Origin of the sequence: Duganella vulcania (assembly GCF_009857655.1) — a bacterium.
Lineage (GTDB): Bacteria > Pseudomonadota > Gammaproteobacteria > Burkholderiales > Burkholderiaceae_D > Rugamonas > Rugamonas vulcania.
In genome coordinates this window covers 116,248-133,668 of record NZ_WWCX01000001.1, presented here as the reverse complement: position 1 = coordinate 133,668, position 17,421 = coordinate 116,248, and the positions used below count along the sequence as shown (strand labels likewise).

Annotated in this window: 13 protein-coding genes; 7 read left to right on the top strand and 6 right to left on the bottom strand. The window is 60.5% G+C overall.

All coding sequences use genetic code 11. The annotated features are described in order from the left end of the window. Nucleotide 1 precedes the first annotated feature (1 nt). Entirely contained in the window at nt 2-1,300 is a 1,299-nt protein-coding gene (locus GTP90_RS00560) for an ATP-binding protein (RefSeq protein WP_161081619.1), read from the bottom strand. After that, nucleotides 1,297-4,788: a TerB N-terminal domain-containing protein gene (locus tag GTP90_RS00555; RefSeq protein ID WP_161081618.1), complete on the bottom strand. Its 3,492-nt coding sequence runs from the start codon at nt 4,786-4,788 to the stop codon at nt 1,297-1,299. Before GTP90_RS00555 ends, GTP90_RS00560 begins: the two co-directional genes overlap by 4 nt. 637 nt (nt 4,789-5,425) lie before the next feature. Between GTP90_RS00555 and GTP90_RS00550 the strand changes: the two genes are divergently transcribed. Further along, nucleotides 5,426-5,620 carry a hypothetical protein gene (locus tag GTP90_RS00550; RefSeq protein ID WP_161081617.1) on the top strand — a complete coding sequence of 65 codons (195 nt, stop codon included), beginning with the start codon at nt 5,426-5,428 and terminating at the stop codon, nt 5,618-5,620. Nucleotides 5,621-5,692: 72 nt separating this feature from the next. Then, on the top strand, nt 5,693-6,124 hold the full coding sequence (locus GTP90_RS00545; RefSeq protein ID WP_161081616.1) for a hypothetical protein: 432 nt from the start codon (nt 5,693-5,695) through the stop codon (nt 6,122-6,124). 40 nt (nt 6,125-6,164) lie between these two features. Here GTP90_RS00545 and GTP90_RS00540 read toward each other — a convergent pair whose 3' ends face one another. Then, entirely contained in the window at nt 6,165-7,028 is an 864-nt protein-coding gene (locus GTP90_RS00540) for a hypothetical protein (RefSeq protein WP_161081615.1), read from the bottom strand. 420 nt (nt 7,029-7,448) lie between these two features. Between GTP90_RS00540 and GTP90_RS00535 the strand changes: the two genes are divergently transcribed. Continuing rightward, nucleotides 7,449-9,215, top strand: a complete 1,767-nt coding sequence (locus GTP90_RS00535) for a P-loop NTPase fold protein (protein WP_161081614.1) — start codon at nt 7,449-7,451, stop codon at nt 9,213-9,215. A gap of 191 nt (nt 9,216-9,406) precedes the next feature. Here the strand turns inward: GTP90_RS00535 and GTP90_RS00530 are convergent, their stop codons facing one another. Both GTP90_RS00530 and GTP90_RS00525 read right to left on the bottom strand, forming a co-directional pair. Beyond that, a complete protein-coding gene (locus tag GTP90_RS00530; protein ID WP_161081613.1) occupies nt 9,407-10,558 on the bottom strand; it encodes a DUF4942 domain-containing protein in 1,152 nt (383 codons plus the stop codon). Nucleotides 10,559-10,820: 262 nt separating this feature from the next. Beyond that, nucleotides 10,821-11,378, bottom strand: coding sequence for a hypothetical protein (locus tag GTP90_RS00525; protein WP_161081612.1), 558 nt, complete (start codon nt 11,376-11,378; stop codon nt 10,821-10,823). Nucleotides 11,379-11,644: 266 nt separating this feature from the next. On the opposite strand from GTP90_RS00525, the gene GTP90_RS00520 reads away from it, so the two are divergent. From GTP90_RS00520 to GTP90_RS00505, 4 genes are all read left to right on the top strand, one after another. After that, nucleotides 11,645-13,345 carry a UbiA family prenyltransferase gene (locus GTP90_RS00520; RefSeq protein ID WP_161081611.1) on the top strand — a complete coding sequence of 567 codons (1,701 nt, stop codon included), beginning with the start codon at nt 11,645-11,647 and terminating at the stop codon, nt 13,343-13,345. A 37-nt stretch (nt 13,346-13,382) separates the two neighbouring features. Then, nucleotides 13,383-14,948, top strand: a complete 1,566-nt coding sequence (locus tag GTP90_RS00515; protein WP_161081610.1) for a hypothetical protein — start codon at nt 13,383-13,385, stop codon at nt 14,946-14,948. A gap of 57 nt (nt 14,949-15,005) precedes the next feature. Further along, nucleotides 15,006-15,332: a hypothetical protein gene (locus tag GTP90_RS00510; RefSeq protein WP_161081609.1), complete on the top strand. Its 327-nt coding sequence runs from the start codon at nt 15,006-15,008 to the stop codon at nt 15,330-15,332. 86 nt (nt 15,333-15,418) lie between these two features. Next, nucleotides 15,419-15,694 (top strand): hypothetical protein, encoded by a 276-nt coding sequence (locus tag GTP90_RS00505; protein ID WP_161081608.1) that lies wholly within the window; start codon nt 15,419-15,421, stop codon nt 15,692-15,694. Between the two features lie 123 nt (nt 15,695-15,817). Here GTP90_RS00505 and GTP90_RS00500 read toward each other — a convergent pair whose 3' ends face one another. After that, complete coding sequence (locus tag GTP90_RS00500; protein WP_161081607.1) at nt 15,818-17,014, bottom strand: IS256 family transposase; 1,197 nt, start codon at nt 17,012-17,014, stop codon at nt 15,818-15,820. Nucleotides 17,015-17,421 lie beyond the last annotated feature (407 nt).

Genomic DNA, 17,421 nt, shown 5'->3' with positions numbered 1-17,421 from the left:
CTTACATCTGGAAGTGCGCTAGGGCGTCGTCGCCGTCGGCCAGTTGTTCCGCCTCGGCGCCGCTATCCTTGTGCACTTCGACGCGCCCGAGGAGTGTTTGCCAGCTGGCGCCTGGGTTTTGTTCCAGCACGGCCAGCAAGTTGATAAAGCTTGTGACAGTGGTGCGCGGTGTCCTGTAGTAAGCGTCGCCGATGCGCGCAGCGCAATGCTGCATGAAGGCGGCGATGCCATCGTCCGGCACCAGGTAGGTGTTGCTGTCCCCGCCGGCGTAGACGTGCCGGATGTTGCGCAAAAGGACGTAGAAGTCCTCCTGGGTGAGATTGGTCAGCTTGAGCATGGGGCCGGTGTAATCGATCAGCCCCCCGGTTGCAAACGTGTTGCCGGCCAGGCGCGACTGCAGGGCTTGGTAGCTGTAGAGGCCGCGCCGGGTGTCGGTGACGAACTCCGTGGTGCCCCCGATGATGAACCCAAGGCCTTCGGCCGAGCCCTGCAGGCAGTCGTTGAGTAGCCGAAGAATCTCCTCGTAGTTGGTGTTACGGGCCTGGGCGTTGGCGATCTTGTAGAGGTTGACGGCCTCATCGAGCCCGACCATGAGGCCGCCGTAGCCGGCGATGCGCAGGAATCTGGCCAATAGCTTGAGCTGGTCGTATAGCGCGCTGTCGTCGATGTGATTTCGAACGCCCAAGGCCTGGCGTGCGTCGGTTTTGGTGGCGTATTCCCCCCGTAGCCAGCGCAGAGCGTTCTGCTGTAACTGGCCATCGTCGTTCTGAAAGCCGCGCCCGTAGGCATTGATCACACTGGCAAAGTCGTAGCCATTGGGCATGTCGAGCAGAGGCTCGAGCCTTGCGAGGATGGCGGCACTGGCGTCCTTGCCGGCCGCCTTGCCATCTTCAATGGCTTGGGCGATGAATTTTTCGATGACGCCGTGCAGGGCGCCGCCGTCGTTCTTGGTGCGCGTGGCCATGTTGTTGACCAGTTCGCAGTAAAGCGACCGGGCCTGCCCATTGGCGCCATGGAGCCTGCGCGTGGGGGTGAGGTCGGCATGCATTGTCACGAGCTTGCGCTCGAGCGCAATCGCGCGCACCAGATTCAGGAAAAAGCTCTTGCCGCTGCCATAGTCGCCAACGATGAGGCGAAAGCTCGATCCGCCGTCGGCGATGCGTTCAATGTCCCGTATCTGCGCTGCCAGTTCCTGCGAGCGACCGACTTGAATGTGCTGCTGTCCTAGTTTGGGCACTACTCCCGCGCGCAGGGCCTGGATGATGGTGTCGCGTTCTTTGGCTCGGATAATGGCGGTCATACAGGCACCTGGTGGGCAAGGGTTGGGTCAATGGCGATGGGATCGGTGCCCTCGGTGAGGGCCGCGTCCAAGTGATCAAAGGCCGCGTCGTTGATGGCCTCGAGCGCACCGTCGACCATGAGGCCCAGTCGCGCGCAGTGACGCGCCAAGGCGGAGCGGGACCAGGTCGGCCGCTTGACGAGGTATCTCAGCAGCAATGACAGGGTGGGGGACAGCCCCCAGATGGATGGGCGCCGGGTCTGCACGCTGTCCCGGTTGAACGTGGCAGCTTGTGTGCTGGCCGGCTGATCGTCTTGGAACACGCCGGCCAGCAAGTGGTTCACGGCGGCGGTGTCGCGGATGATGGCCGCGATGCGATCTGCGTCAAGTACGATGGCGCCCGATGGCTGCTGCTCGTGCTTGCCGCCGTTACCCTGTTGCGCGCCTGCGTCGGCGGGGAGGGGGGCGTTCGCGGCCGCCGGCGCCGAGCCGCCGATAGCCGGTCCGCTCGGTATCGGGGTGACGGGGGCAGGCACGTTGTAGCGCTCCGCATGTAATAGCGCATGCGCTTCTGCGTCAGTCATAGCGACACTGGCCATTGCGTGCAGCAGCTTGCCGGTCAGCGCCGCGTCGCCGGCGGCCGATACGATGGCCGCAGCATAGCCGAAGCAGTCCTTGATCTGTTCGCCGGGTAGTACTGATATCTTCTTGACCAGAGTCTGGGTACTTGGCGGCTGATCGCAGTGTGCGGCGCCGCTGGCGCGCAATCGACGTTGCGCGGCGACTGGCAAGTCGCTGTGCAGAAGGGCGAATGACTCCAGACGCTCACGCACAGCTTCAGCAACTCCAGCGTGCTTGACGTGCCCGAGGCTGGCCGCCAGACCTAAGGTCAGGTGTCGCCAATCGCTGTCGCCGATGGGGGCGGGGTCGGTGCCATCGGTGCGGTACAGATGTACCGTCGCTGGTGTTTCGCCATGGCGCAGAGTGTTCAGCGCCGGCTCCATCGCGATGCCGGCAGCGGCCGCCGCTGCGGCGATGATGGCCAGGTCGGCCTTGGTGCACGGTTCCCCGTGCAGGAAGTGCGTGATCAGTTGTTCTTGCGTCATCGCCATCGTTCGTTCACCGATCGATAGCCGAAGCTGCTCGACCGGGCGCTTGAGTTCCTGCGGCCAGATTGGGAAGGGCAGCAGGTACGCTGCAGCTGCCTTTTCGCCCGGGGTGGCCACCCGCAGCAGCTTTTTGCTGTAGGCGACAAGAGCCTGCGTGCAGCGGTCGACCAGCTGCTGGAGCAGGTCAATATAGTGCGGGGCGTGCGACACGTCGGGCAGGTTTTGCAGGTCAGGCGTGAAGCTGCGGCCGCGCAGTGCGGCCGAGGCGGGTTCATACCGCAGTTGCAGCGCGGCCCGACCTGGTTTAAGCACGATGCCGGCCGGGTAGGTGTCGTTGAAGTGATACCGGAATAGGTCAGCGAACTCTCGTTTGCAGCGCTCCACGTGGCGACCGAACTTGATCGTCGGGGACGTCGCTGCCCATGCCAGAGCCCACTGTGGCGACAAGGGATGGCTGTCGGCGGCCATCTGCGCCAAGGCAAGCTTGATGGGGAAGGGCGTGGTGGTGGTGCCGCGGCTAAGTTTCGGTGGCGGTGCAAGATAAGTCTTGCCCTGAACGGCCAGGGCCGATATGTAATGGCGCAGGCCTTCCGCGTAATGGCGAAACGACGGTTGGCCGCCATAGATGCCGAGCAGCTGGGCGATCCGCTCCGTGATATCAGCCAGTTCGAATTCGTCCAGGTCGTCGGCGCCGTTGTCGGCAAGGATGCGCCGTTCGAGGCCGTAGAGGTACAAAAAAGCAAAGCCGATGTCGGCATCAGGTGCGCTGCGGCCACCAGCGAGCCATTGCAGGTAGCCGCGCCGGGCGCGGGGGGAGATGTCGCTGTAGCTGGGCCAATAACCCATTTGCGCATCTTGGAGCGGCACATCCTGGTTGTGTACTTCGGCGGTGATATCGATGACCGCTGGGTCCAGTGGTCCATCGCCTAAACTGCCTCCGACGCAGATGTACAGCAACCCACCGGCGATTTCAAAACCACCGGCCGAGACGCTCTCACCCTTGCGTATCCAACGACAATTGGGTGGCAACGCGGCAGTCGTAGGACTACCGGAGGCGGCGTCGTGGCGTGGCCAGAGCGGCGCTGGCGGATTGTCTTGTCCGCTGCGCGCGTGCGCTGCAATGAAATGCGGCTGGGGCGCGCCGGCTCGCTGGCGCTGGTGCGCGTCTGCGCTCGCTGACGGGGGCGCCGGCGGGATCGGAACGTCTGATCTGCCACCATTCTCCTCGCCCGCCGGTATGTAGATAGGCGACCTGGCGCCCTTGGGCTTACGCGCTGCGGGCGCGGCAAGCGGACTTGCCCCCGGTGCTTCATCGTGCCGGCAAGTCGCTTGGGTGTCATGTAGGTGGGGCTCGATTCTGTCCGCCTGGCCGGCCGGCTCGGCGGGCGAGTGCCAGACCGGCACCCGCGCGGGTTGGCGATCGATGGGGGGCGAATAGCCTTGGTTGCCCGCATAGGCCGCCGGCGCGATGCCGGAGATGGCGGCCAGGAGCGGGTCGATGGTCCCCGCGCGCAGGGTTAGAAAGCTGGCCTGGAAGCCATCGGACGTGTAGATGGTCGTCTGGACGTAGGCCACCACCGGATACGAATGGTTGTCGCGCTGGCTGGGGTGCTGCTTGCCATCTTTCGTGATATGACGCCAGGTGCGGCCGGTGATGGTGGCGCCAGGCGGTACTGTCCCTTCCTCGCGTACGTTGACGCGCGTCGTTCTGGTTTGAAGCCTGCTATAGGCGATCTCCTGGACATTGCCGCGAACCTCAACCAGTAACGCGTGCGGCGTGAAGTACCAGGCCATTCCGTCCAGTGTCAGGCATGGCACTTCAAGGTTCGAGCTGATGGCGTAGGGCAGGCCGCGCGTTACCTGAGGCACATGCTTGGCCTTTTCCAAACAGGTCAGCGTGTATAGGCCGGGTATCTTTTGTGTGGTCGCCGGACCAATGTCCCAGATACTGCTGGCGTTTTTGATCTGTGCCAGCTGCTCCTTCATGGTTTTAAAGCGAGCTTGGGCTACTGCACCGAGTGAGAACAAGAGCACGCTTTGCTGGCGCCGGTGCCATAGTGTCATGAGCGCAGCGGGGCTGAGCGCGGCCAGCGCCAGCCAGTAGGTATGCGAAAGTGCTGCGGCTGCGCTGATGGCGGGGAAGGCCCACAACTCCCACCGACGTGTAGCTCTATTCTCTAGCTGAAACAGGTCTTTGAGCGCGACTTTCTTGGCGTCCACGAGCTTTGGATGCTCGTCCCGCAAGAGCGTAAAGCGTTCACCGTCCTCTGTCACGACAGCAATGCAGGTGGGCCGGCGTTGCCACAGCTTGGCGCCATTTGCGGACGCGGCGAGGCGGCCGTTCTCGATGCGAAATGTGTATGCCCCGACCTGGTGGTCGGAACTCGGACGCAGTGTCATTGGTGGTTTGGGGTAAGTGATGCCGTTTCATTATATGGAGATTGATGCTTTGCCAATTGTCGTAAGGTGTCCCAAAAGTGCCTTAGAGCCCCGGTTGCTTGTTTGCGTACAGCCAGGTGCCGGCCTTATAGAACCAACTCCGTGCCGGTCATCGCGTAGCAAGAATGGAGCGTCGTTGCGGCGTTACCGCGTATTCGGGGGCTGGAACGCAGCGAGGCTGGGAAGGCGGGCTGTCTCGAATTTTAGGTGGACTCGCGCGCCGCCCCTATTTGCGTAAAGTTACCTCGATGCGCTTTTTAGAAGGTTCTGGATGGCATTTACGCACCTTATAGTTACTCTTCGGGCGAGGTCTGGAATCCGCCTCTGTTGAGGTCTATGGATATTGGGAGCAAAGGGACTAAGCGATGAACTTGAAGAATCCACGTCATGCAGTTGTCACGGAGGACCCGGTGCAGCTCGCTTCGCAGTCCATCGGGCCTTCGTTGGACGTAGGGGCCGCACGCAAGGTTGAGATGGGTTCGCCATTCCCTGGCATGCGTCTTCCGTGGACACAAGAAAAGAAGTCGGAGTTGGCCAGCGTACTGGCTCGCTTCAGTCGAAACTGAAAAATTATCCACTTCCCTTGAAGGTGTCTGATATGAAAAACCCATCCAATGCGCCTGTCGTGAGCATCGCTGGACTGTCCGAGTTGGCCGCCGCCAGCCCTGCTGTGGCGGATGCGGTGCTCGCCAATTGCAACGCCAAGCTGCCGTTCCGTTTTGACCCGGGTACTGAAAGCGCGTCCCACTCAGTCGTACTTGCGCGTCCTGGATCGGGCATGAGTTTCGCGTGATCGCGTCTGTTTCAGGCTAATTGCGTTGCGATTGCCTTCCAAGGTCTCAATTTCAAAGTAAAGGATTGGTCCATGATTCCGAAACGCCGGCTGTCCAAGCAGCAGCGCCAATTGATGGCGCGCGATACCCTGCGTGCGGTGGCCGCGGCTATTCGCACCTATTTCTGTGGCGAAGGTGCAATTGGTCGCGCGTTCACCTTCGTTGGCGGTGCCGTACGCGCATCGATGGTATGGACGGCGAGGTGGCTCTTTGTCTTCTCCTGGGCCGCAATCGCCGGCGTGCTTGTCGGGCCAGAGCACGACCAAGTTCTAACCCAGTTACGCGCATGGATGGTTGAGTTGCCGCTGGAAGACGTACTTGCGCAAAGCCATGCCTTCTTCATGATGGCGTTCTGGGTGGCCGTCAAATTGGGGCTGCTGTTTGGTTGTGGCCAGCGCCTCCGGGCGATCATCCGACCCGCCGTGGCCGCAGTGCAGGCATCGCACCAGACAGCTCTGAATTAGGGCCCAGCTGGACTCGGAGGCGCCATCTGTATTGCCGATGTTAGGGCAATTGGCGATAGCTGCTAATGAGGTTGACGAGCAGCATTGCTTCTTCTGTGTCAGGGCGTGTGACGGGCAGTTGAAAGAGCTGTCCCAGATCCGTGAATGACAGGCGCGGCCCGGCGTAGGCCTCCAGCGCACCGCGGTGATGAGACGGGTTGGAAGTGTGCAGCGCGCGCGAAATGACGCTCTCTTGCGGTGCCAGGCCCGGTTGGTTGATCACCCCGCTCAAATTGGCCAGCAGCCACCATGCCTGGTGGTAGATCGGGTCAGAGACTTGGTTGTACGGTTCTTCGGGTAGATCCAGGTAGAACCAAGGTTTGCGTGGCAGGCCGACGTGCAGCAGATCCTTGAGGCCGACCTGGTCGGCGAAACGCTCCAGTGCCTGCAGGAACTCCTCTTTCTGCGTCATATGGGACTTGCCTAGCTGGTCGTAGCCCCAGTCGAGCGGTGACGTCGGCGCCAAGAATTGGTTCCGAATACGCCCCGTGCGCTTGGCCGCGTCGAAGTCGATCACCAAGCCGCGGCCCAGCGCGTCGCAAACCATCTTCTGCCATTTGGCATTGCCGGCGGCGCCGGCCGGGCGCATCACGGGCGAAAGCATTTCAAGCCGATCGCCGTCTAGCCGGCCCTCGATAAGCGTGATGCCGTCGATCGTTTGCCACTGGACGTTCAAAGGCTGTCCATGCAGTGCACCCTGTTCCTTTCGCAGCGCCGTCTCGGCGGCTTGGGCGGCGTGGTAGGTCTGCGGGTGGGGCGGCAAGCGGCGCATGTACGTGATCGCTGCGGCCAGCGCGCTCTCCAGTTCCTGGATACGCTGGGCCGTCGCCGAGTGCTCTGATACGCGGTCTGCAACAGTATTCAAGAGTATCGCCGCAAGTCTGGTAGAGATTGGGCATTCTAAGGTTGTGCCTGTTTGCTGTGCGGGGCGAGAGGCGCCCAAATCGGCCGCTACATCGCTTTTTCGAGGTCGATGATCAGTGCCGCGCGACCGGCTTACCGGTGCGGAAACACGGCTCGCTTAACGTCTCAATTGAGTATTCCCATTGCTGCCGCCACCTGTTCTCACTGATCGCCGCCACCCGCCCTCCCAATTGCACTGAACGCCACCAATCGTTCTCGTCGGTTATGGCCCCTCGGGCTTGTGAGATTTCGCGTATTTTTCAGATGAGCAAGATGTTATCCTCTAGTCAACGGCCGAGTTCGGCCAAAAGCGGTCACCCGCGCCAACAGTCGTCACGCAAGCGTGACATTAGAGAATATTTGCACGTTTGAACTCCATCGTATGAGCATGTTGATAGCAAAAGGGACTCTACAAGATCTTATCGCCAACCAAGAGGTCAGGGTCATGGCGCTGTCCGGAAAATGGGGTACGGGCAAGAGCCATATGTGGGACAGCCTCCGCAAAGCCTCGACGGATAGCCATATTCAGGGGGCACTGTACGTTTCATTGTTTGGCGTCGCCACGATCGCCGAGTTGAAGCTGAAGCTTGCCCAATCAGCGGTGCCCATGATCAAAAAGAGGGGGCCTCAGGCAGATGCTGTTAAGGGCGCGATTAGCGCTATAAAGAACGGTGCACAGGGCATTTTCAAACTCGGGACAGCCCTGGACGAATTCGCCCTGCTTGCCGTCCCTGCCATGGTGCGAGAGAAGTTCATCGTGATCGATGACATCGAGCGCAAACATGAGAAACTTACAATCGACGAAGTCTTGGGCTTCATCGACGACTTCACACGGAACTACGGCTGCAGGATCCTGCTCATACTGAACACCGACCAGCTCGCCGACAGGACTGTCTGGGAGAAATTCAGAGAAAAGGTCATTGATGAAGAGTTGCGGCTGGATACGACAGCGGCCGAGGCCTTCGACATCGCTATCCAGCTCTCACAGAGCCCGTTCGCAGCAAAGATCAAGCCGGCGGTCGAAGCCTGCGGCATCAGCAACATCAGGATCATTCGCAAGGTCATCCGAGCGGCAAATAAAATCCTTGCCGCGCATTTGACGCTTTCGGATGACGTCCTTGACCGCGTCATCCCTTCCACGGTGCTGCTGTCCGCCATCCATTACAAGGGGATCGAGGACGGCCCGACCATGGCCTTCGTTCTCGACTCCGAGTCTAATGTGGGCCGCCAAATCGCACGACGCGAGCGCGAGCGCCTTGGCGAGGAAGCAAACGATGAAGACAAGCTACATGCGCGATGGATGCTCCTGCTTAATCGCCTCGGAATCATGTACACCGACGAATACGAAAAGCTTGTGTCAGACTACCTGAACGCCGGCCTTATTGACCGTTCGGCAGTCGATGCGGTCGTAGCTCGCTATTGTCGGGAGCAGCAACGCGCCGGAGCACAGGCACGCGTGCGCGAGTTCTTCCAATCCACGATATGGGATCCTGAACTAATGCCCGCGAAAATCGTGGAGGCAGCGGGTGTGTTGCTCGCGGATGTGCCGCATGTGGACTGCTATAGCGTCAGCTCACTGCACGATTACCTAGTCGAATTGCAGGGAGGGGCGGCGATTGCTGAACAGATGGTGTCCTTGTGGGTCGATCAACTGCGGGAGATGGCAGCGGCGCCGGGCGCGGATCCCAGAGAATTCGTACTGGATAACTGGACGGGACGCCCATTGCACCCTTCGATCGTGGCAGCTTTCGCAGAGGCGCGCGTTTCCGTCGAGCAGCCTAGAACCCTGTTGGACGTATGCCTCTACCTTGCCAAGAGTGACGGGTGGAACTCTTCCGAGGAGGCCGTCATGCAGGCGGCGACCGTGGACGACTTCACGCGCACAATCTTGAGCATCCGTGGCCAACAGCTCAAGGTGTTCATGCTCAAAAACCTCGACATTTACGCCAACCGTGGCACTTACGCGCGGCACTTCGGTTCTGGCCCTCAGCACTTCCTTGAAGCATGCAAGAGAATTCGAGTCGAACGCGCCGAAACGCGCTGGGCAAGCCTGATCGAGGGTTTGTTCAAAGACGCGAAGCTTGATACCGACCTCAATGTGGGGCCCCCGGCCGCCGGCACGAAAGCAGCGGATGAAACAACCACGTAGGCTGGCGCTCACCTTTGGAACAGTCCACTTTGGGGCGGAAGCCGCTTGTCAGGATCGACCGTTGGCAACCACCGACCGTTGTGGTGAGTGATGAGATCAGGTGGCGGCGTTCAATGCGATTGGGTGGCGGCGGTCAGTGAGAACAGGTGGCGGCGACTTATGAGAATCGCTGGCGGCAGTGGTGAGAATACTCACTCAAGGGGAAGCGGCAAACAGCCGGTGAGCACCAGTTGGGCGATGGCCTCGGACATGTCGACGTCAAAGGTGAACAAGAAGGGATTATCGGGGGCCACGCGCCCGCCAAGCTTGATCAGGCAGGCGGTGGCGTTCTCGATCGCCTCGGGCGTTGGTTGGTGTATGTCGCTGATGCGTACTTGGCAGGTCGAGCGGTCAAAAGTGGCAAACTGCAGCACCCTGGTGGCGGCAAAGCTCACTTGCGGCCGCTCCAACCTGGCGGCCGCGCGTTGCTGCTTGCGTTTGGCTGCCCTGAATTCCCGGGGGATGGTAAGTGGGTTCTTTGCCGCCAGAACCTTGTTGAGCCGTTCGGCCATGGCTGGGTGTACCTCAATGTGCAGGGTGCCGGTCTGATAGGCGCGCACCGAGATGGCTCCGCCGTCCAGGTCCACCCATCGCCCCCGCGCGTCCCATACGTTCTCAAGCACGTTAAGACTTTGCTCCCACTTGGGTTCGTCGCGCCCCATGAATTTCGCCACAACGGCTCGTAAGTCGTTGACGATGCCAGCTGCCTGGTGATCGGCGCACCCGTATTCGGAATACACGCGATTCATGATCATGCGCTTGGAGAATCCTTCTGGGCAAGTCGAGGCGTGGATCCGCGACAGGCGGCGGAATACGCCGTCGACGCGTTCGGCCAAGTAGTTCAGCCGGTTTTCCAGCAGTGAGGTAATGACAGGCCTGACGGTCGCTTCGTCGAATGGTGGCGGCAACGGAACTTCTTGGCCCTCCTTGTTGCGCCAGGCGGTCAGGGTGTGGCGCCATTGATCGCGACGCTCTTGCGGCAGGAATTCCAGCAAGCCCGTCTGTACCAGTGCCTTGTCCCAGGACTCTTCCTGCAAGGCGAGATGGGCGCGTGGTCTGCGAAGTAGCTTATCCAGGTAGAGGCTGCGATGGAGCTCATTGTTGCCGGCATTGCCGTGGATGTAGTAGCGCAGGGCGTCACGAAGCCCGCCATTCATAAGGTGCGCCAGCTGGTCGATGTCCTGACGACGCGCCTTGTGTTCAAGCAGGAGTTGGTCGATCAGGTCGTAGACGGCCGGTGCGTTGTCGTGCTCTGCGAACGCCTCAGCACTTTGTTGAACGACGACGGGCAAAAACTCGCTCATGCACACTCCTCGCGGTTGACTGGGGGCGGGCGCTGAAGCGGTTCGCGTCCCGGAACCGCTTAGGCGTCGTTACATTGGCCCTAGACGTCCGACGATATCAGGTGGGCCCGCGAAGTCAAAAAGCGGCGCCAGCTCTTCGCGTTGCCTTAGTCGATGCTAGCTCGCAGGCATTCCGTCACATCCCTGGTCCAGCCTTGCACGATAGCCGGCTCGATGCCCAGCCGGCTGGCCAGGTTGTGCATTTCGGTGAAGTAGCGGTTTGTCAGCGCGTTGATCTGTGGCCTCGGATGGTTAACGCCAAACCCGCCCATACCGTCAGGCACCCGCGTACCGGGGGAGAGAACGAGGTTGTAGATGAGGGGATCGTATCGGTCGTACGGTTGGCGAACACGAACCAATACGGGAACGAACGGTCGAGATTGCGAAACCAGGAGCAGACTTCCGGGATTTCGCACAGCGGGCGGGGATCGCTGTCCCAACCGTCGAACGACAGTAGCACCTTCCCCGCATACAGCTTGGCGCTTTGCGCGTTGTTCATCATGCCCGACAGGATTCCCACAGCGGAGGCGAAGTCGCCGCTCGTGATCCAGCCCTTGGGGATGGGGAAGGCGACTATTGCAGGTGTATCGTTTGCCATCGCGAACCTTTCAAATAAGTCTTGATGATCTAGGGGCAAGTCGACCACCAGATCGACTGGAAATGGGCAATTGTAATGACCGCCACGCGCCTCGTCCAATTGTGCCGGGGGGAGGGGGCGCCATTTTCTGTTTAAGGTGGCGATATTGGTCGCTCTACATTGTCCACGCGGGTATTGCCCCATGCTCTAATCCCTTCCAATTCGCTCCTCGTCCCCTTTGGAGGTGCATGTGAGGTCGCTTTGGGCTGCAGGTTCGATGTTGGGTGTCACGGTCAAGATGTTGGCGCTGATGTACGCCGTCCTGGGCATTGCCAGTGCCACTGCGGCGCTTGCGATTACTGCCTACGCGCGTGTCAGGCGCGGCGCCAATGGTGCGGCGAAGCATGGCGAGGCGCAATTGGTGCCGTTGTTGGCGCCAGTGACACTGGCCGCTGGAAATCCATTCCCTGGTGATCACCTTTGGCGTGAGCATTGTTGTCGAACGTGCGATGGCCTGCCGGCTCGCTGTGCTGTTGGCGTGTCTGCGAGCTGCCCACGGCCGAGTTGCTCCCCGGAGCCGGATCTCGATTGGTCTGACTGAAGTGGAGGCTTCTATGGATTACTGTGAAACAGAACAAGACCAGGCGGCGGCTGATGGGGGTGTGGCGTTCGCGTTTCCGCACCAGCTGGTCGACGAGGAGGACTTGTACTTGTCTGGATCGGCAGTCAATGGCTTGCCACTCCTGGTGGATATGGATCGCACCCTGATCCAGACCGACTTACTGTCCGAAGCGGCCAATCTATTCGTCGCAGCCCACCCAGCGAAGCTGTTCCGGTTGTGCGGCTGGGCGCGCGCCGGCCGCGGCACCTTGAAGTCGCAGTTGGCCTGTAATACCTGCATTGATGTCGCGTCCTTGCCCTATCACGCGCAGTTGATACAGTGGTTGAGGGAAAAGCGCGCAGCGGGCCGGCGCCTTGTGCTGGTCACTGCATTTGAACGCAATGTCGCGCAGCGCCTCTTTGCCCATCTCGGCTTCTTTCATGAACTATTACTGACGGCCGGCAGCGGCGACACTGGGCCGGTCAACAAGCTCGAGCACATCACTGCCCGGTTTCCCCGTGGCCAGTTTGAATATGTCGGCGACAGCTGGTCTGACATGGCGGTCTGGCAGGCGTCCCGCACTGCGCACGTCGTTTCGCGATCGCGCCGGCTAATTAGCGCGGTCGGGAAGTTCGGCAACCTTGGGGAAGTATTCCAGCCGTGCGCGTTTTCCCCCCTGTCCGCCTTTGCCCGGGCATTGCGCCCACATCAATGGGTGAAGAACCTGCTGGTGATGGTGCCGTTGATGGCATCGCATCACTACGCTGACTTCGCAGCCTGTTCCCAGGCATTGCTGGCGCTGGTGGCCTTCTGTCTGGCGGCGTCGAGCGTCTATCTACTGAACGACTTGGTGGACGTGGTATCGGATCGTCGCCATCCTTCCAAACGCTTGCGCCCCTTCGCTGCCGGCCATTTGCGTCTACTCCTGGGATGGTGCGCCTGGCCGTTGCTCGCGGCATCTTCTTTGGCCCTGTCAGCTACATTCCTAAGTGGCCAATTTGTCGGTTGGCTCGCTGTATATGGCGCCCTGACCGCGACCTACACCTTCTACTTGAAGCGCATTCCAATCGTCGACGTCCTGTCCCTGGCGGCCCTTTATACCCTCCGGATTATCGCTGGCGCGGCCGCTATCGGTGTTCCGCTGTCCTTCTGGTTGCTGGCCTTTTCGGTATTCCTGTTCCTGAGCCTGGCCTTCATCAAGCGCTACAGCGAACTGTTGCGCTTAACCGAGGGCGCCGGGAAGGGCGCTGCGGCGCACGGGCGGGGCTACTACGCCAGTGACCTGGACGTGGTCGCCAATCTGGGCGGCAGCTCCGGCTACGCCGCAGTGCTGGTGTTGGCACTTTACATCCAGGATAGCCACACCTTGGAGTTGTACCCGGCACCCCACTATATTTGGCTGGCGTGCCCTGCGCTGCTGTTCTGGATCTCGCGTGCATGGATGCTGGCCCACCGAGGCCGGATGCTCGAGGACCCCATCATGTTCGCTTTGAAGGACCGCGCGAGCTGGCTTGTGGCGGCCACGATCGCCTCCGTGTTTGTGCTGGCCAGCATGCCTGCGCTGGGCTAGCCGATTTCATTTACGCAACCTCTAGAAACTGCTTCCAATGCAAAATATCTACTGGCCCGCTAGTTTGCTCATTTCCGTTCTGGTCTCGATGGCCATGCTGTCGTACGCAAGACGGTTCGAACCCAAGAACTTCGCTTTGGCCGCAGACGCGTTGCTCGGGCAGCGGGTGTTCCTGGTGTGTGCTGCGATACTGGGCGCGGTCGTGGGCCTCGAGGCGATTCTCAGCGTGCTGCACCCGGAGGCGATCCAGTATGAGCCCGAAGGTGCCTCCTTGATCGCCGCGTGGTTGTTCGCGCACGGTCAACCGCTATACCATGCGGCCGGCAACGCCCAGCGCTACTCGCTGCTGTATGGCCCCATGATGTACCTTCCCTTCAGCGCCATCTTCAAGTTCGGAGGTGGGATGGCTTTGGTACGGGCCGTTGGCGTGTTCGGCGTGGCGCTGGCCGTTGCGTCCATGTGGGTGTTGGCGCGGGTATCAAACCTGCGTGGCTATTTGCTCCTGTACGGGGTGGGTGCTTTGTGCCTCATCTTGCCGCCAATTTTCACCGGCCGAGCTGACGCCATCAGCTTTGCCATGGTGGTTCTCGGCGCGACTGCTGCCTGTAGCGGAAATTTGCTCGCACTGGCGGCGTTTGCCGCGATCGCTGTGGGCGCCAAGGCGACCGCTGTGCTGTATTTCATCCCGCTCCTGTTCTTGTTGCTGCAGGAGCGGCGCCAGCGCGCGGCCGACCTGTGGTTCGCGTTTGCCGTGTTCACCGGACTGGTGTTGCTGCCATTCGCTGTTCCTGGCATTTCGCTTCGGTCCTATGTCTACTGGCTGTCGGCCGCAGCCAAGCACGGCCTGGTGCCTGAACTGCTTGTCATGAACGTGGTGGTGCTTGTCACGCTCGCGGCGCCGGCTATCTGGGCTGCGGTGGCGTCTGCTGCATGGCGCCAGGATGATCGCCGGCCCTGGTGGGGCCTGTGGGTGGCGGTGGCCAGTGGCGTTGTGCTCAGCGTCCCGGCGGCCAAGGTCGGCTCCGGATATTTCCACATTGTCCCGTTTGCGCCTGTGTTCATGTTGGTCCTGGTGCGGGCCGGCGGCTGGCGGCTCGGTCTGGTGCAGCGTTCCACGGGATTGGTCTTCGCCGCCTTCCTGTTGCTCAGCGTATTGTTCATGGCGCGACATGTGTCCGTATTGTTGTTTGGCGAGCGCACCATCAAAGTACCAGACGCCGCATTGGTCGAGATCGACCACTATATTGCGGCCGTTGGGAGTCCCAGCACCTTGTCGATGGGGGCGGGAGACTTGAGCCACAGGCAAACCAATGCAGCCCTGTATGTGTTGCGCCATGGCGGGGCTTACCTGATAAACGACGTGACGATGTGGGACATGGAAGGTTCCGGTATTGCGATTCCTGAGAAAACGATCGAGGCCATCTCCACCTGCCAGGTACCAAATTGGTTGATTCCCGCCGGCGACAAGCCTTTCCATTCGCAGAACTTGTACGCGCCCGATCGTCTGATTTTTGGGCCCATCGAGGCGATTTTCTCGCAGCGTTACGAGTTGGTCGAGCACGGCCATTACTACGACTTGTGGCGGTGCCGCAAGGCCCAATAAGCCACGCCAAGCTGGCGTCCGCAGCTGGCCGGCCGCCAGCAACAATAGGAGCGAAAAATGCTGTTAGGAACTTTGTTTGCGATGGTGGCGGCGATGTTTGTGGGCGTGCCTTTGCTGCCGGTGCTGCTGGTCGGCGCTCTACTGCAGGCCACTCTGGCGTTCGGTTTGACCAAGAACATGGCCTGTGTGAATCTGGGCGTCGGCTTGGTCATGGTTGTACTTGCTGGGTATGTACTCGTCCCCATGCTTGGGAAAAATCTGCCCGAAGGCAAGGCTATCGTTGAAGTGGTTCAGGTGGCGGTCCCCTACATTAACGCGTTTGCCGCGATTCTCACCTTGGTCGGTTCGACCCTGATTGGCCTTCGCCGACCCGTTGCTCCTTAAGCAAGGATGCTATACAGATTGGCGAAGAGATTTTTGAACGCATAACGCCAGGGTGCGTGGGGCCCAAGTTGGAAGGGAAAATTGTTATGAAAATCTTTGGGCTCAAGTGGAGCGCTCTCGACTTCGCTGGTGTGCAAACCGCATTGTTTTTCGGTGCGGTGGCCGGCGCAATCGGACTGGTCTTAATGCATTTTCTCGGCGGCACAGCGAGACACATCGTTGCGATGGCTTCGGCAGGCTTCGTAGCCAGCCTTATTGCCCTGGCCGGCGCGAGCTTTGACAAAGCCGGGCTTAAGGGACTGCTAATCTGTGCTGCCAGCACCGGCGTCGTCTACGTTGCAGTCATTGGGCTGACAGCTTAGAGCCAAATAGGCCGATGAAATTCATGACTAAATGCGGCATTCCACGTTGCGCGAATCGACGCGAATGATCGCGTCCCCAGCAGTGGTGTATGAGTCGTGATTCATGGGAGGTTGGGTTCCCGCTCAGCTGATCACGGCCGATAGCCGTGCCGGCTGGTCGCTCAAGGACTGCAGGCCCTCCAGCTGCATGTAGCGCCGTTGCAAGGACCATTCGTCGTTCTGCTCCAGCATCATAGCCCCTACGAGACGGATGATGGCGCGCTCGTTGGGGAAGATGCCCACGACGTTGGTGCGCCGTTTGACCTCGGCATTCAAGCGCTCCAGTGGATTGGTGCTGCGTAGCTGGACCCGGTGGGCGCTCGGGAAGGCCATGTAGGCCAGCACGTCATGCTCGGCCGCGTCCATCATGTCGGCCAGTTTTGGGAATTTGGCCCGCAACTGGTCGGTGACGATGCGCCACTGTGCGCTGGCCGCCTCCGCCGTTTCCTGCGCGAAGATGGTGTTGATCAGGGCCAGCAGCGCTTGGCGCTGCCCCTTGTTGGCGTGGACCAGGGCGTTACGCACAAAATGCACCCGGCAACGCTGCCAACTCGCCGTCAGGACTTTGGCGATGGCCGCCTTCAGCCCCTCATGGGCATCGGAGATCACCAGCTTCACGCCGCGCAGGCCGCGGCGCGTCAAACCGCGCAGGAACTCCGTCCAGAATGGCTCGGCTTCGGAAGCGCCGGTGGCCACGCCGATAATCTCCCGCACGCCCTCGGTGTTGACGGCGACGGCGATTATTACGGCGACCGACACCACTCTGCCGTTCTGGCGTGTCTTGACGTAGGTCGCGTCGATCCAGAGATAGGGCCAGTCACCTTCAAGTGGACGTTGCAAAAACTCCTTCACACGCTCATCGATCTCTCCACACAGCCGTGAAACCTGGCTTTTGGAGACGCCGCTCATGCCCATTGCTTTGACCAGATCATCCACCGAGCGCGTCGAGATGCCTTGGATGTAGGCTTCCTGGATGACCGCCGTCAGCGCCTTCTCGGCGGTGCGACGAGGTTCCAGAAAGCCGGGGAAATAGCTGCCGCTGCGCAGCTTCGGGATCTTCAGGTCGACCGTGCCGGCCCGCGTCTCCCACGCGCGTTCACGGTAGCCGTTGCGGCTGTTAATGCGTTCCTCGCTGCGCTCGCCGTAGGCGGCCTGGCACAACGCTTCGACATCCATCTCCATCAGCCTTTGCAGGGCAAATTGAAGTGTTTGTTTGATGAAATCGGCATCAGAACCCTTTGCGGCGAGCTCCGTCAATGCCATAGTAGTGGGCGTGGTCATCGTGGTTACCTCTGAGTGGTTAAGGTCTGGTAACCCCAACCTACTCATGAATCACGATGGCCATCTCATCATTGCTCAAGCCTTGGCGCCAAACTTAGCGCCAACTTCATACACCACTCGCTGGGGCACAATCACGCGAATACCGCCCTTGAGTGCAGTCAGCCTGATCGCAATGCGATAAGGCCCCTCCCTGACGTACCTGACAAACGTCTCCCATCCCATCGCCCCGCCCATCCTAAGTCTCGCCTCGGTTTGCATTTTGTTCGGACCATGTGCCGTTCGCACTGTTGCGTCATTAAGCTGCGCGGTAATTGGAATTCGTCTGCCAAATTTGAGAACCTGTCTTCCGCTTCACTGGCATGTTGGCATGTTGTGGTGCGGACGCAGGCGGCGGCATCAGTTGTGGC

Coding starts and splice junctions, on each gene's coding strand:
- GTP90_RS00560 (WP_161081619.1), bottom strand. CDS start 1,300: ATGACCGCCATTATCCGAGCCAAAGAACGCGACACCATCATCCAGGCC.
- GTP90_RS00525 (WP_161081612.1), bottom strand. CDS start 11,378: ATGGGGCAATACCCGCGTGGACAATGTAGAGCGACCAATATCGCCACC.
- GTP90_RS00510 (WP_161081609.1), top strand. CDS start 15,006: ATGCTGTTAGGAACTTTGTTTGCGATGGTGGCGGCGATGTTTGTGGGC.
- GTP90_RS00555 (WP_161081618.1), bottom strand. CDS start 4,788: ATGACACTGCGTCCGAGTTCCGACCACCAGGTCGGGGCATACACATTT.
- GTP90_RS00550 (WP_161081617.1), top strand. CDS start 5,426: ATGAAAAACCCATCCAATGCGCCTGTCGTGAGCATCGCTGGACTGTCC.
- GTP90_RS00500 (WP_161081607.1), bottom strand. CDS start 17,014: ATGACCACGCCCACTACTATGGCATTGACGGAGCTCGCCGCAAAGGGT.
- GTP90_RS00530 (WP_161081613.1), bottom strand. CDS start 10,558: ATGAGCGAGTTTTTGCCCGTCGTCGTTCAACAAAGTGCTGAGGCGTTC.
- GTP90_RS00505 (WP_161081608.1), top strand. CDS start 15,419: ATGAAAATCTTTGGGCTCAAGTGGAGCGCTCTCGACTTCGCTGGTGTG.
- GTP90_RS00515 (WP_161081610.1), top strand. CDS start 13,383: ATGCAAAATATCTACTGGCCCGCTAGTTTGCTCATTTCCGTTCTGGTC.
- GTP90_RS00535 (WP_161081614.1), top strand. CDS start 7,449: ATGAGCATGTTGATAGCAAAAGGGACTCTACAAGATCTTATCGCCAAC.
- GTP90_RS00545 (WP_161081616.1), top strand. CDS start 5,693: ATGATTCCGAAACGCCGGCTGTCCAAGCAGCAGCGCCAATTGATGGCG.